General features: G+C 35.5%; 12 protein-coding genes. 6 read left to right on the top strand and 6 right to left on the bottom strand.

Translation table 11 applies throughout. The features are described from left to right. The first annotated feature begins 209 nt into the window (after positions 1 to 209). Positions 210 to 2102 (top strand): ABC-F family ATP-binding cassette domain-containing protein, encoded by a 1893-nt coding sequence (locus tag JOE44_RS21090; protein WP_209787300.1) that lies wholly within the window; start codon positions 210 to 212, stop codon positions 2100 to 2102. 182 nt (positions 2103 to 2284) lie between these two features. Here JOE44_RS21090 and JOE44_RS21085 read toward each other — a convergent pair whose 3' ends face one another. Then, the gene (locus JOE44_RS21085; protein WP_209789275.1) at positions 2285 to 3340 is read right to left on the bottom strand and encodes a Gfo/Idh/MocA family oxidoreductase; all 1056 of its coding nucleotides are present in this window, start codon (positions 3338 to 3340) and stop codon (positions 2285 to 2287) included. 180 nt (positions 3341 to 3520) lie between these two features. On the opposite strand from JOE44_RS21085, the gene JOE44_RS21080 reads away from it, so the two are divergent. From JOE44_RS21080 to JOE44_RS21070, 3 genes are all read left to right on the top strand, one after another. Further along, entirely contained in the window at positions 3521 to 5806 is a 2286-nt protein-coding gene (locus tag JOE44_RS21080) for a TonB-dependent receptor (protein ID WP_209787298.1), read from the top strand. Between the two features lie 95 nt (positions 5807 to 5901). Further along, complete coding sequence (locus JOE44_RS21075; RefSeq protein WP_209787296.1) at positions 5902 to 6417, top strand: hypothetical protein; 516 nt, start codon at positions 5902 to 5904, stop codon at positions 6415 to 6417. 268 nt (positions 6418 to 6685) lie between these two features. Beyond that, positions 6686 to 7276 carry a hypothetical protein gene (locus JOE44_RS21070; protein ID WP_034694879.1) on the top strand — a complete coding sequence of 197 codons (591 nt, stop codon included), beginning with the start codon at positions 6686 to 6688 and terminating at the stop codon, positions 7274 to 7276. A gap of 104 nt (positions 7277 to 7380) precedes the next feature. On the opposite strand, the gene JOE44_RS21065 is transcribed toward JOE44_RS21070, so the two are convergent. Beyond that, positions 7381 to 8016, bottom strand: coding sequence for a peroxiredoxin (locus tag JOE44_RS21065; protein WP_209787295.1), 636 nt, complete (start codon positions 8014 to 8016; stop codon positions 7381 to 7383). A gap of 95 nt (positions 8017 to 8111) precedes the next feature. Between JOE44_RS21065 and JOE44_RS21060 the strand changes: the two genes are divergently transcribed. After that, complete coding sequence (locus tag JOE44_RS21060) at positions 8112 to 8996, top strand: mechanosensitive ion channel family protein (RefSeq protein ID WP_209787294.1); 885 nt, start codon at positions 8112 to 8114, stop codon at positions 8994 to 8996. A 116-nt stretch (positions 8997 to 9112) separates the two neighbouring features. Then, positions 9113 to 9703, top strand: coding sequence for a hypothetical protein (locus tag JOE44_RS21055; RefSeq protein ID WP_209787293.1), 591 nt, complete (start codon positions 9113 to 9115; stop codon positions 9701 to 9703). Between the two features lie 91 nt (positions 9704 to 9794). On the opposite strand, the gene sucC is transcribed toward JOE44_RS21055, so the two are convergent. The 4 genes from sucC to JOE44_RS21035 all read right to left on the bottom strand — a co-directional run bounded on the left by sucC (position 9795) and on the right by JOE44_RS21035 (position 13854). Then, positions 9795 to 10985: an ADP-forming succinate--CoA ligase subunit beta gene (gene sucC / locus JOE44_RS21050; protein WP_047386334.1), complete on the bottom strand. Its 1191-nt coding sequence runs from the start codon at positions 10983 to 10985 to the stop codon at positions 9795 to 9797. A gap of 130 nt (positions 10986 to 11115) precedes the next feature. Beyond that, positions 11116 to 12393: a chloride channel protein gene (locus JOE44_RS21045; RefSeq protein WP_209787292.1), complete on the bottom strand. Its 1278-nt coding sequence runs from the start codon at positions 12391 to 12393 to the stop codon at positions 11116 to 11118. 2 nt (positions 12394 to 12395) lie between these two features. Continuing rightward, on the bottom strand, positions 12396 to 12782 hold the full coding sequence (locus JOE44_RS21040) for a DUF423 domain-containing protein (RefSeq protein WP_047096689.1): 387 nt from the start codon (positions 12780 to 12782) through the stop codon (positions 12396 to 12398). 1 nt (position 12783) lies between these two features. Continuing rightward, positions 12784 to 13854: a hypothetical protein gene (locus tag JOE44_RS21035; RefSeq protein WP_209787291.1), complete on the bottom strand. Its 1071-nt coding sequence runs from the start codon at positions 13852 to 13854 to the stop codon at positions 12784 to 12786. Positions 13855 to 13966 lie beyond the last annotated feature (112 nt).

The following is a 13966-nucleotide window of genomic DNA, read 5'->3' as shown; positions in this document are numbered from 1 at the left end:
CAATCAGATTTTGTATTATGTATTACTATTTACAATTTAAATTTCATTGTGTTGATCAAATTTACTAATTAGTTTTTTCAGATAAGGGGCACAGTCTATTAAAAAATTATAAATATTGAGTCTTATAAAAGAGGTTCCGGAAAATTTTAGATTACATTTTCGTATTTTTGCGGTTCAATTCAAAATTAAAATCAAACCATTAATTCCCAATGAATTACGTTTCTGCAGAAAATCTCACCAAATCTTACGGCATCAAAGTTTTGTTTAAAGACATTTCTTTTCATATTAATGAAGGAGATAAAATAGCTATTGTTGCCAAAAACGGAAGTGGAAAATCTACCCTTCTGAAAATATTAATGGGTAAGGAAATTGCAGACAGCGGAACTGTGATTATCAACAAAGATATCCAGGTAGTATTATTTGACCAGGAAATCAACTTTGATCCTAAGCTCAGCATTGAAGAATTTATGATGGCTCTTGATTCAGAACCTATCCTTGCGCTTAAAAACTATCATCAGTCACTTCATTCCACAGATCATGATTTTATTGAGAAAGCATTAGCCGATATGGAAGTTCATAAAGCATGGGATCTGGAAAATGAAATGAAACAGATTCTTTCCCAGCTTAAAATTACTGATCTGGATGCTAAAATGGGAACTCTTTCCGGAGGACAGATCAAACGTGTAGCTCTGGCTAAACTTTTAACAGAGACAAGAGCTGAGCACAGACACACGCTTCTTATCATGGACGAACCTACCAACCACCTTGATGTAAACATGGTGGAATGGCTTGAAAACTATCTGAATAAGGCAAAAATCACGTTATTGCTTGTTACTCACGACCGATATTTCCTTGACAGTGTTTGTGATATAATCTGGGAAATGGAAGATCAGAATCTTTATTTTCACAACGGTTCATATGCTACTTATCTTGAGAATAAAATGATTCGTGAGGAGAATCTTAATGCTACGATTGATAAGGCAAACAACCTTTACAGAAAGGAACTGGAATGGATGCGAAGACAGCCAAAAGCCAGAACTACAAAGTCAAAAAGCAGAATCGATGCTTTCTACGAGACTGAAAAGGTAGCCAAAACCGACACCAGAAAAGACGGGCTTGAGCTGGATTTTGAAATGAAGCGTCTGGGAAATAAAATTCTTGAACTCAAAAACATTGATAAAAGCTTTGGACCTAAAGTTCTTTTAAAAGATTTCAGCTACCAGTTTCAGCGTGGAGAAAAGGTGGGAATTATTGGAAAGAATGGTGCAGGAAAATCTACCCTGCTTAATATTATTCAAGGTCTTGAAAAGGCTGATAAAGGAGAAATTGAAACAGGAGAAACTATTTCTTTCGGTTATTTCTCACAAAAAGGTCTTACTTATAAAGAGGATGAGCGTGTCATTGATTTCATCAAGGAAATTGCAGAATTTTATCCGCTAGCCAACGGAAAAAGTTTATCTGCTTCACAGTTTTTAAGATTGTTCTTATTTGATGATCAGACTCAATATTCTCCCATTTCTAAACTTTCGGGAGGGGAAAAAAGAAGACTTCACCTGATGTATATTTTGTATCAGAATCCTAACTTTTTGATTTTTGATGAGCCTACAAATGATCTGGATCTTCCTACATTGACGGTTTTAGAAAATTTCCTTCAGCAATTCCAGGGATCTTTGATTATCGTTTCCCACGACAGGTATTTTATGGACAGAATTGTAGATCACGTTCTGGCTTTTGAGGGAGAAGGAAAAATCAGAGATTTTGTTGGAAACTTCTCAGAATACAGAGAAGCAAGAAGCCGCGAGGAAGCATTAGAAAAAAATACAGCTGTAAAACCTGAGCCTGTAAAAGAAGCAGTTTCTTCAGCAGAGAGTACTCAGCCTTCCCATTCTAAAAGAAAACTAACTTTTAAAGAACAAAGAGAACTGGAAACGATTGAAAAAGAAATGCCTGCACTGGAAGAACAGCGCACCAAAATTCTGGACAATCTCAACAACGAAGCTGATTATGAAAAAATAGCCAAACTTTCTTCAGAACTGGAAACTGTTTCAGAAAAACTGGAGAACCATGAAATGAGATGGCTGGAGCTTCAGGAACTCCTTTAATAATGATGAATTATGAATGAATTCAAGGTTTAAGGTTTAAGGTTTAAGGTTTAAGGTTTAAGGTTTAAAGTTAATAGTAATCGTGATTAGAGGTTTCCAACTCGTTTACACTCAAACTCTCCAACCCTAAAACTCTCTAATTCTTTGAATTCATTCATAATTCACAACTCATCATTTATAATTTATAATTCAATTATTCCTCCTTCTTTTGCACTTTTCAGGGAAGCATCAATGATTTTCATATTCTGAATAACTTCTCTTCCCGGAGATGGTAAGGCGTATCCAAAAACAATATGTTCATAGATCTGCTGGTAATAATCCATGTAGTTTCCGGCTTCAGTTGAAGTTAGAATCCTTTCTGTTTCGGAGTTTTCATTCAGGAAATTCAATATTCCATCAGATTCTTTCAAAGGCTGTGTCCATTCTTTTCCATATACGGGAATAGCGCCTGCTACCAATTCGTTTTCCTGATTATCTGTTCTTTCCTGCAGGAAAGTCCCTCGATCCCCATGAATGGTATAAGCATAATGCCCTTCTTTACTGAAAACCGATGTTTTCAATCTCACTCTCAGATCATTTTTGTAGAATAACAGAATTTCAAAATAATCATTCGCAAATTCGCTTCCTTTCATCGAAAACACATCTGCAAAAAGCTTTTCAGGATACCCAAAATACAGTACAGCCTGGTCTACCAGATGTGCTCCCAAATCGTGAAGTGATCCTGAGCCTAGCTGTTCAGGGCTTTCTTTATGCTGTTTTCCGCTTGGAGTCGTACGGAATCTGTCAAAACGGATCTCTGTTTCTTTTATATTTCCTAATTTTCCATCAGCTAAAACCTTTTGAACCTGTAAAAAATCACGGTCGAATCTTCGGTTTTGATATACACTTAGGAACAATCCTTTTTCCTCAGCCAATTGAACCAGTTCTTCAGCCTCAGAAACATTTACTGTAAAAGGTTTTTCCACAATAATATTTTTCCCGGCCTCCAACGCTTTTTTTGCATATTCATAATGGGTCTGAACAGGAGTATTGATAATCACCAGCTCTACATCTGCCTGCTGAAGCATTTCGTCCACAGAACGGTAAATGGTTGCTTCCGGATACTTTTCTTTTGAATCTTCCTTACTTCTTTCTACCACAGCAGACATAAAAAATCCCGGATGTTCCTTTAAAAAGGGAGCATGGAATACTTTTCCGCTCATTCCAAAGGCACAAAGCCCTGCTTTTACCAATTGCATATTATAATTTTCAACAAATATATTCATAAAAATTTCTCTATCCCTTAACCTAAAGGCGCTATAGAAACAATCCATCTCACGAACTCAAAAATATGATTTAAATCATAAAATTATTTTTATCTATTCTAAACAAATACTTACATTTGCGCCTTATTTAAAACTGTTCTACATAAAAATAAAATGAAAAGACAATTACTTTCTTTAGGTCTTCTATTCATCGCTGTTTCAGTGAGTTCTCAGATGAAAAATGCTGAGGCAGATACCATCAGAACTCAGACTATTGAGGATATTAATCTTCATAAAACGGGAAATCCTAACCAGGCAAGAGCATTATCGACAAAGTCAAATCTGACGGTAATGGAAAATCCACAGCCTATTGCTATTGTTACTCACGAAATTATTGAGCAGCAGCAGGCAAAACAGCTAAGTGATGTTCTTCAGAATGTAAACGGTCTGTATATCACTTCATCCAGAGGAAATTCTCAGGACAGCTTTGGTGGACGTGGTTTCATTTTAGGAAATGATAACATTTTTAAAAATGGTTCAAGAATAAATAGCGGTGTTTTCCCTGAAGTAAGTGGTCTTGAAAGAGTAGAAGTTTTAAAGGGAGCCAACGCCATGCTTTTTGGTAATACAGCCGCAGGTGGTGTTATCAATATGATTACCAAAAAACCTAAATTCAATTTTGGTGGAAGCATTGGATTAAATGGAGGAAGCTGGAACTCTTACAAGCCAACTGTTGATATCTATGGACCTTTATCTAAAAACGTTGCATTCAGAATAAATGGAGCGTATGAGCATGCCGAAAGTTTCAGAGATGTGGTAGAATCAGAGAAGTACTATTTCAATCCTTCATTTCTATTTAATTTAAGTGATAAGTCTCAATTAATTGTTGAGGCAGATTATCTTAAAAATAATTTTACTCCGGATTTCGGGATTGGATCCATTACTGAAAAAGACCAAAGCTACAGATTGAATGATGCTGTTTCCAGAAATACTTTCTTCGGAACCGACTGGCAATATCAAAATGTACAGCAAGCTTCTACGAATGTAACATTTAATCATCAGTTTAACGAAAGATGGTCTTTGAACGCTACTGCTTCTTACCAAAACTATACTAAAGATTATTTTTCTTCTGAAAGAGTACAATGGATATATGAAACTAAAGATGCAACTGTAGATCCTAACAGATTATCCTGGAAAAGACCTTTTGGTAGAACTTACAACGAACAAAATTATACTTCTGCACAAGTAAATATCAATGGTGAATTCAATACAGGAAGCATCAACCATAAAGTTTTAATTGGTTCAGATGCTGATTATAGCCAGGCAGATGCTTATGCTTATAATATTACAGCTCCCAAAAATCTTCTCTATTTAGATGATCCTTCAACATGGGGAAGTATTGATATGCCCAATTCTACTCTTAGTACAAGAAATAGAATCAATACAAGAAGAATCGGAATCTATGCACAAGATTTTATCAGCTTAACAAAGCAACTGAAGGTGATTGCAGGTCTAAGATGGTCTTATATCGAAAACATGCCTACACTGACCACTCGTTTTACATTAAATGATAAAATTGAAGTAGCAAATTCGTCAACCTCTGACAATGCATTTTCTCCAAAAGTAGGTTTGGTGTATGCTCCAAATGAAAACCTTTCGGTGTTTGCAACTTACACGAATTCATTTGCTTCAAATGCAGGATATACTTCAGATCAGTTTGGTACCGTAAATACCAACCAATCTGTTACTGATGTTCAAAATCAGTTAACTACTTTATCAAGACAAAGCATAAAACCTTCAACAGTTGACCAATACGAGATTGGGGTCAAAAAGAATTTCTGGAATAATGCTTTAGCGGTTAACTTAACGGCTTACCAGATCATGTACAACAATTACTATCAAACCTACTGGTTCGCTTCTGCTCCAAACGGAGCACCAGTAAATTCAACAGATACCAATCTTAAAGAATTTGCAGGAAATATGAGAAGCCGTGGTGTGGAACTAGACATTACTGGAAATCCTACAGAAAACTTATCTATTATCGGAGGTTTTTCTTATAATAATTCTGTGTACACAGACACTCCGGAAAAAGGATATGTTGAAAACCAAAGATTGGTAAGAACACCGGCTACAACAGCGAATGCTTCGGTTTTCTATAAATTTACAAACTACGTAAAAGGGTTAAAAATCGGTGCCGGAATTTATTACATCGGAGACAGAATCGCTGGATGGAATGATTCAAAATCTACAAATACAAGCAGAAACAACGTAAGTAGAATGTTTGATCTAAAAGATTACACAACGGTTTCTTTATCTGTAGGATATGAGTGGAAAAAATTCTCTATTCAAGGAAAAGTGGGCAACCTGTTTGATGTTGTAAACTACAATGTTCACGAGAACTATTCGGTGAATCCTATCACCCCTAGAAACTACTATTTCACATTAACATACAGACTCTAGAATTCTTTATACAATAATTCTTTCATTAAAAGTGGAGATTGCATTTTTGCAGTTTCCACTTTTGAAATTTTAAAACAAAAACAAAACAATAAGATATGGATAAGATTAAAGACACAAGAAGCTTCATGAGAATTACCCACCGTTATCTGGGATATTTTCTTGCCGGAATTATGGCTGTATATTCATTAAGTGGAATTCTTCTGGTGTACAGAGACACTGATTTTCTGAAAAGCGAAAAGAAATATGAAAAAAACATCGCAGTTCATCTTTCAGAAAAAGAACTCAAAAAAGAACTGAAGATGAAAGGCCTGGAAGTGGAAAAAACGGAAGGAAGTGTTCTTTATTTTAAACAGGGAACTTATGACAGTGCTACCGGAAAAGCCAAGTACTCAAAAAAGGAATTACCTTTCGTATTAGACAAAATGGTTTCTCTTCACAAATCACAGTCTAAAGATACGATATCGCCTTTAAGCGTATTTTTTGGGGTTTCTCTTTTCTTTTTCGTGATCTCCAGTTTCTGGATGTTTAATCCTAAGACAAAAGCATTCAAACGCGGAATTAAGTTTACCATTGCAGGACTTATTATTTCTGTAATTCTTTTATTTATTTAAATAATATGAAAGCTGGATAAAAGAAAAAACAACAGTTTTGAGCATTAATGACCTCATATCTATTTTTATCATTTTCATCTCAAAACGCTTGTTTTATTTTATTTATCGTTACGAAATCCGCAGTAAATATGTTAAAAAACCAAAATGTATCATCCTGGAAATCTTAACGTTTATTTAGAGAAATTACGTAAAATTAAGAGTCTGGCACATTTATTGTTTTTTCTATAATTCGTGAATAATAAACATTTAATTATTAAAATAATAAATTATGAAAAAACTTATTTTAACAGGGATATTAGCCGTAGCAGGCTTAACAGCAACTGCAAACGCTCAGATTCAGAAAGGTAATTGGATGGTAGGAAGTAGCATCGTAGCCAGTAATTTTGGTTTAAATACAGGCGGTGGATATAATATTTCACTACAGCCAAAAGCAGCTTATTTTATTCAAGACAATGTAGCAGTAGGAGGATATGTAGATTTAGGATTTAATAAAGTAACAAATGGATCGCCTACCAATTTTGTATATAAAGTTGGAGCTTTAGGTAGATATTATGTTTCTCCAGGAGAAAAAGGAGTAGATAACTTATTACACCACGGAAGATGGTTCTTCGAAGGTAATGTAGGTGTTGGAGGTACTTCTACTGAAGGATCTAACTCTACTACAGGTTTAGATTTTGGAGCAGGTCCTGGTTATTCATACTTCATTACACCAAATATCGGTGTTGAAGGTTTAGTAAAATATAATGGTGTTGCTGGATTTGGTAGCGAGGGATTAACTTCTACTTTAACTTTCAATGTAGGATTTAGCATTTATTTACCAACTTCTAAAGGTAAACAAATCATCAACGACGTTAAGTAATCAATCGATTTACAATACATAATTATAAAATGAAAGCGCCCCGGAATTTAATTTCGAGGCGCTTTTCGTACAAATTAAAACTAAACTATAAAAAATCAAATAAATCATGTATTCGGTTGTGGGGTATATCTTAGATACGGCTTTATTTCCGTTACCCCTTTTGGAAAAATTTTCCTGGCTTCTTCCGTAGAAATGGTAGGCGGTATAATAACATCTTCTCCATTTTCCCAGTTAACAGGAGTAGCCACCTTATAATTATCTACCAGCTGTAAAGAATCCAGCACTCTAAGGATCTCATCAAAATTTCTTCCTGTAGAGGCCGGATAGGTAATAATCAGTCTTACTTTTTTGGAAGGATCAATAATCAAAAGAGAACGTACAGTAGCCGTAGCAGAAGCATTGGGATGAATAAAATCATACAGCTCTGAAACTTTTCTGTCTTTATCAGCAATAATGGGAAACAAAACATGAGTATTCTGTGTCTCATTAATATCTTTCACCCAGTTTTGATGATCCTCTACTCCATCTACACTCAAAGCAATCACTTTAGTGCCTCTTTTATCGAATTCAGACTGCAGCTTAGCTGTATACCCCAATTCTGTAGTACATACGGGCGTATAATCTGCAGGATGCGAAAACAGAATTCCCCAGGAATCTCCCAGATAATTATAAAAATTGATATCCCCTACAGACGATTCTGCCTGAAAGTTGGGTGCTGTATCTCCTAATTTGATTGACATAATGTTCACTCTTTATAGTCTACAAATTTAGTAGACTTTTTGGAACTGGCAAATTTTTTGTTGAAAATTTATATCTTTAATTAAAATTTTTATTCATGGAGAAAACCGGGCTCAGGTATGTAGATCTTGTTTATAAAGTATTGGAAAATTGGTATGTAACATTTGCGGAACTTACTCCAAAGCTGATTGTCGGAATTTTAGTATTTACTTTTTTTCTTATTAGCAGTAAATATTTAAGCAAAGGAGCCGTAAAATTATTCCACCAATTTTTCCCGAAAAGCAAAAAAGAGAGTTCTTTAGTAGCCTTAATCAGTGTATTCAGATTCCTGATTATGCTGATGGGAACATTTATTTCTCTGGAAATAATGGGTTTCAGTGGTTTTCTTTGGAAATTTATCGGAAGTTTAGGAGTGGCAGGGGTTATTGCAGGGGTAGCGCTGAAGGATCTTGTGTCAAGTATTTTCTCCGGAATGCTGATTGGCATTGATAAGGCCTATAAAGTAGGAGATTATATCACGATTGGAGCTCATTCCGGAACGGTACAGGAAATTGGGTTTTTAACCACAAAACTGCTTACTGATGACGGTAAGAAAGCCTACATTCCCAATCAGGTTGTCTTCAATGCTCCGTTTTATAATATTACCGCTTCCCCACAACGCAGGATTATTTTAAATTTTGAAATTCCCGCTGATGAAGATATCAGCAAAGCACAGAAAGGAATTCTGGATGTGATTAAAAACCTTGATAATGTGGATAAGTTAGATACTATAGAGGTGATCTTTACAGACCTTAAACAAGGGGCATTTAATCTTCAGGTGAAATTCTGGATAAAAGTAGGAGCTAACCTTGCTCAAATAAGAAGTAAGGCCTATTTAGGAATTAAAGAACGTTTTGATTTGGACAAAGTTCAGTTGGTAACACCAACCAGTATCAGCATTACCAATGGGGAATCCCTTCCTCCAGAAAATCATGATAAATAAATGCTTTTATATTCTGGCTTACTGATCGAATTAGATTATGCATTATAACCGTTTCATATTCAGTTTATTACCGTATAATTTCTTACTTTTATGTAAAGATCTTAATCTATAAAACAATGCCATCACAATCCAATTCATTCCACCCTATTGAATCAAAAACTTCAAAAAGGCTTTCTTTATTGATAAAAGTGGTTGGCATAGCGTTTTTAATTATGACTCCTTTATCCATTATCATAATGGCTATATTGGCATTTAATGCAAAAGAAATCTCAGGAGAAATAAAAATTGTCCTCATTGCCCTTTTTATAGCAATCCTATGTTTTTGTGTCTGGATGCTCTTTCAGAAAAACAAAAAAAATATCACCACTCATATTATTGTTGATGAAAAAGGAATTCATCATTACTGCAACCGGAACATTGTACATTCCTTAGCCTATGCTGAACTTCACTCTAATCCGGAAACTGACCAATATGATGTATTATTAACAGAGTATGATGAATCTGCTCCTGGTTTATGTATCTATTTCTTTGAGCCTGAATTAAAAAAAGCTACCCGGAAGACTGTCAATTTAAATATTGACACCGTTATTACCAATGGAAATTTGTTACTCAAAAATTTTGTGAAAGGAATATTGATTTTCAGGCCGGATTTAAAAATTGCACCCAATGTTCTGGATCTTTACCGGCTGGAAGAATTCAGGAAATAAATCCCGTTAATTCAACGATTACCACTCAAAATAATAACAAAAAAACCGTTCCAAAAATGGAACGGTTTTCTATTTATTTGAAAATTTCAGATTAAGCTAAAACTTCTTTTACTTTGTTTGCAGCTTCTTCTAAAGTAATTGCAGAGTGTACCGGAAGACCAGACTCGTCAATTAATTTTTTAGCTTCTACAGCGTTAGTTCCCTGTAATCTTACGATCAATGGAACCGGAAGGCTACCCATAGCTTTGTAAGCATCTACAACACCCTGAGCAACTCTGTCACATCTTACGATACCTCCGAAGATGTTGATCAAGATTGCTTTTACGTTTGGATCTCTTAAGATGATTCCGAAAGCAGTCTGTACTCTCTGAGCATCAGCAGTACCACCTACGTCAAGGAAGTTAGCAGGGTTACCACCTGATAATTTGATGATATCCATAGTTGCCATTGCAAGACCAGCTCCGTTTACCATACAAGCAACGTTACCATCTAGCTTTACGAAGTTAAGACCAGCTTCACCAGCTTCTACATCCATTGGATCTTCTTCTCTAGTATCTCTAAGCTCAGCCAAATCTTTGTGACGGAACAATGAGTTGTCATCTAAAGTTACTTTAGCATCTACAGCGATAATCTTGTTATCAGAAGTTTTTAATACCGGATTGATTTCGAAAAGAGAAGCATCAATTCCTGTATATGCATTGTAAAGAGATGAAATAAATTTCACAAATTCTTTGAATGCATTACCTTCAAGACCTAGGTTGAAAGCAATTTTTCTAGCCTGGAATCCTTGAAGACCGATTGCCGGGTCAATCAATTCGTTGTGGATCAAATGAGGAGTTACTTCTGCAACGTGCTCAATATCCATACCTCCTTCAGTAGAATATACGATTGTATTTTTTCCTTCAGCTCTATCTAAAAGAATAGAAACATAAAATTCTTTAGTTTCAGATTCTCCAGGATAATAAACATCTTCTGCAACCAAAACAGAGTGTACTTTTTTACCTTCAGCAGAAGTTTGTGGAGTCACCAACTGCATTCCGATGATATTCTGAGCGTTTTCTTTAAGTTTATCCATGTTTGGAGAAAACTTAACACCCCCACCTTTACCACGACCACCTGCGTGAATCTGTGCTTTTACAACCCAAGCCTGTGCTCCGGTTTCAGCAGTCAATTTTTCAGCAGCTGCTACAGCTTCTTCTACGTTGTTTGCAACGAAACCACGTTGGATAGCTACTCCATACTTTGATAAAATCTCTTTTGATTGATACTCGTGAAGATTCATATTATTTTTATTATTTTATTTTAATATTTAAAGGTTGACAAATTTACTAAAAAGACACGGAAGTTCAAGTTTATTGACTTAAAATTTAAAGTCTGATCGACTTGATTTTTAACATATCACTCCATTTCCCCTATTCTTCCGACAATTTCTCAGACTGAGATCCGATAAACGGAATTTTCGGAGCCAGGAAATATCCGGTAAGGCTGGCAAATAATATCGGCACAAAATAAGTAAATCCCGTTAGGGTTCCCAGAATAATTGTAGTACTCATCGGTGTTCTTGTTACGCAGGCATTGATCGCCGCCATACAGCTTACAATGGCTAATGTAGTATCTACGTTTGGAAACAAATTGTGAATAATTAATCCTAATGTAGTTCCTACAAAAAACAAAGGAATGATAAATCCACCTCTCCATCCGGAAGTTACCGTAATGGCAATAGCCAGTATTTTAAAGACCAGAATCAGGATTAAAAAATTCAATCCGAAGTTTCTTCCGATCAGCTGATTGATCTCGTTGTGCCCAAAGTATCTTGTAATGGGAAAATTATAGGCAATGATTCCTAAAATAATTCCTCCTACAAATGTTTTAATATAAATCGGAAATTTTCTGTATTCAAAAATCTTTTTGAAAAATTTAACTACAAAAATGAAAATCCACCCGAAAAGAGTTCCTACAATTCCGAACAATGTAGCATAAAGAAAATCATACACTCCGGTATAATGATATGCTTTCAGATCCCAGGTTGCTCCAATTCCCAAATGGATAATCAAAGCAAACATCAGATAGCTGAAACAGCTTGCTACCAACGCAGGAATAATGGCTTTATAATACTCTACAGCATGTTTGTGATGCAAAATCTCCAAAGAAAAAAGACTTCCCCCAAGCGGAGCACCAAATAATGCTGTAAAACCGGAAGCCATCCCGGCAATACTCAAAGAACGCAGTTCTTCTCCCTTCAGTCTGAAAATTTTTCCCAGCCAGGTTCCCGTAGATCCTGTAACCTGTACCAAAGGAGCTTCAGGACCCAAACTTCCACCTGATGCAACACAAAAAAGAGAAGAAAGGATCATCGAAGGATTATTCTTCGGTTCCAGTTTTCCTTTATTAAATCTGATGTTGTTAACGATCAAATGAATTTCTCCGGGATCACCTATAAAATGGATTACCAGCCCGGCCAGCAAACCACAGATCGCCATGGTTGGAATAACCTGCCAACCTTGAAACTCGGCCAGAAATTCTGTAAAATGTTCCAGAACGATCCAATATCCTCCGGCAATAATACCGCCTACAAGACCTGTAACAGCCCACATAAAAAAAGTACGGCTGAACACAAACGGATTGAATCTGATAGGTTGATCTAAAAGATTGAATGTTCGTATTAACCGTCTTCTTCTGTTAATCTTCATTCCTAAATTCTATTTTTAGCAAAATAAAAGATCAGCATTCCCCAGCTTAAGATCATCATTAAACCTCCAAGCGGAGTGATAGGACCTAGGAATTTAAGATTCATTCCAAGATAATCCTGCATGCTCAGGAAATAGATGCTCACTGAGAATAAAAGGGTTCCTGCAATCATTAAAATGGAAGTCCATTTTTCAGCAGAAGTTTCAAATTTTAAAATATAACCAATGATCAGCAGGAAAAAAGCTGCATACATCTGATATCTCACTCCTGTTTCAAAACTCTCCAGTCTTTCCACAGCTAATATTTTCTTTAAAGCATGTGCTCCGAATGCACCCAAGATTACAGAAACCATTCCGTAAACCGCTCCAAAAACTAAAGTAATTGTTTTCATTTTATAACTCTTCTAATTCTAGGGTTAAATATTTTTTTGTTTTCTCATCCTGCCAGGTTCCGATGATTTTCCTGCCTTGCAGATCTGCTTCCACCAAGGCTTTGAAAACCCATTGATTGGTTTCTTCGCTATAATAATCGTTTTCTATAATAGAAATGTGATTACCTTTTATCTTTCCGTTCCACTCAATTAGTTTTTTATTTTTATCATACCAGTATTTTGCAGAGAAAGAACCATCATCATATACCTGACTGATCAAAACAGTAATGGAATACTTTCCATCGATCTTTCCCTTATACAATTTATTATTAAGACTTGTTATCTCTGTCTTTTCAGATCCGGAAATCAGGTTTTTAGCATAAGAACTCCAATATTTGTCAAGCTCTTTGTAAGAAAATTCTATCTTGTGACTTCCCAGATCATCCAGCGCCCGCATAGCATGGTTGGAACATCTTCCGGCAACAAAAGTCAGTTTATCTTTTTCAAAAAAAATTTTGATGCCGTTCAAAGTATACTCCGTGAAACAATCTTCATACAGAGCAATCTGATCCGGAGTTTCTTCTGAAGGATTTTTTTCAGATTTCAGTTGGTTTAAAAAATCACCAACTCTTTTTTGAATTCTCTTTTGAATTAAACCATTGATAGTTTTAAAGCTCTCTGCTTGAAATAAATCTTCAGGGTTGATATAATTTCCGGTTCTCAGATCGAAATTTTTCCAGTCTGCAAACTCTTCCGGATATGCACCAGAAGCTTCACCATTTATCGCAATACTCAGAATATTTTTAGGAGTTTCAATCTTGTCCCAACTATAAAAATAAACATAGTTTGAATAGGAATTTGTTGCTGTAGAAGCCAGTTTAAAAGGATTTCCACCAGATCCGGGAACATATTCCAGCTGATCTACCTGCAGAAATGTATTGATTTTATTTTCTACTCTCGGATTTTCAGAATAAGAAACAACCGGAAAAACGGTATCTTCAGTTTTCGGCTGCAGATTACTTATTTTCACTTTTTGCTGTTGCGAAAAACTTAACCCGGAAATCAGTAAGAAAAATACAATACTCTTTTTCACTATTTCGATTTTAGGTACATTAGAATAAACTTAGCAACCAATGTAGAAATTCCCAGTATGATAAACATATTGGCAAATCTTTTGGAACTTCTGAAACCTTCATTGTTTGTTT

Origin of the sequence: Chryseobacterium sp. PvR013 (genome assembly GCF_017833095.1) — a bacterium.
Lineage (GTDB): Bacteria > Bacteroidota > Bacteroidia > Flavobacteriales > Weeksellaceae > Chryseobacterium > Chryseobacterium culicis_A.
This window is presented reverse-complemented; position numbering and strand designations above follow the sequence as displayed.

Coding starts and splice junctions, on each gene's coding strand:
- JOE44_RS21090 (WP_209787300.1), top strand. CDS start 210: ATGAATTACGTTTCTGCAGAAAATCTCACCAAATCTTACGGCATCAAA.
- JOE44_RS21085 (WP_209789275.1), bottom strand. CDS start 3,340: ATGCAATTGGTAAAAGCAGGGCTTTGTGCCTTTGGAATGAGCGGAAAA.
- JOE44_RS21080 (WP_209787298.1), top strand. CDS start 3,521: ATGAAAAGACAATTACTTTCTTTAGGTCTTCTATTCATCGCTGTTTCA.
- JOE44_RS21075 (WP_209787296.1), top strand. CDS start 5,902: ATGGATAAGATTAAAGACACAAGAAGCTTCATGAGAATTACCCACCGT.
- JOE44_RS21070 (WP_034694879.1), top strand. CDS start 6,686: ATGAAAAAACTTATTTTAACAGGGATATTAGCCGTAGCAGGCTTAACA.
- JOE44_RS21065 (WP_209787295.1), bottom strand. CDS start 8,016: ATGTCAATCAAATTAGGAGATACAGCACCCAACTTTCAGGCAGAATCG.
- JOE44_RS21060 (WP_209787294.1), top strand. CDS start 8,112: ATGGAGAAAACCGGGCTCAGGTATGTAGATCTTGTTTATAAAGTATTG.
- JOE44_RS21055 (WP_209787293.1), top strand. CDS start 9,113: ATGCCATCACAATCCAATTCATTCCACCCTATTGAATCAAAAACTTCA.
- sucC (WP_047386334.1), bottom strand. CDS start 10,985: ATGAATCTTCACGAGTATCAATCAAAAGAGATTTTATCAAAGTATGGA.
- JOE44_RS21045 (WP_209787292.1), bottom strand. CDS start 12,393: ATGAAGATTAACAGAAGAAGACGGTTAATACGAACATTCAATCTTTTA.
- JOE44_RS21040 (WP_047096689.1), bottom strand. CDS start 12,782: ATGAAAACAATTACTTTAGTTTTTGGAGCGGTTTACGGAATGGTTTCT.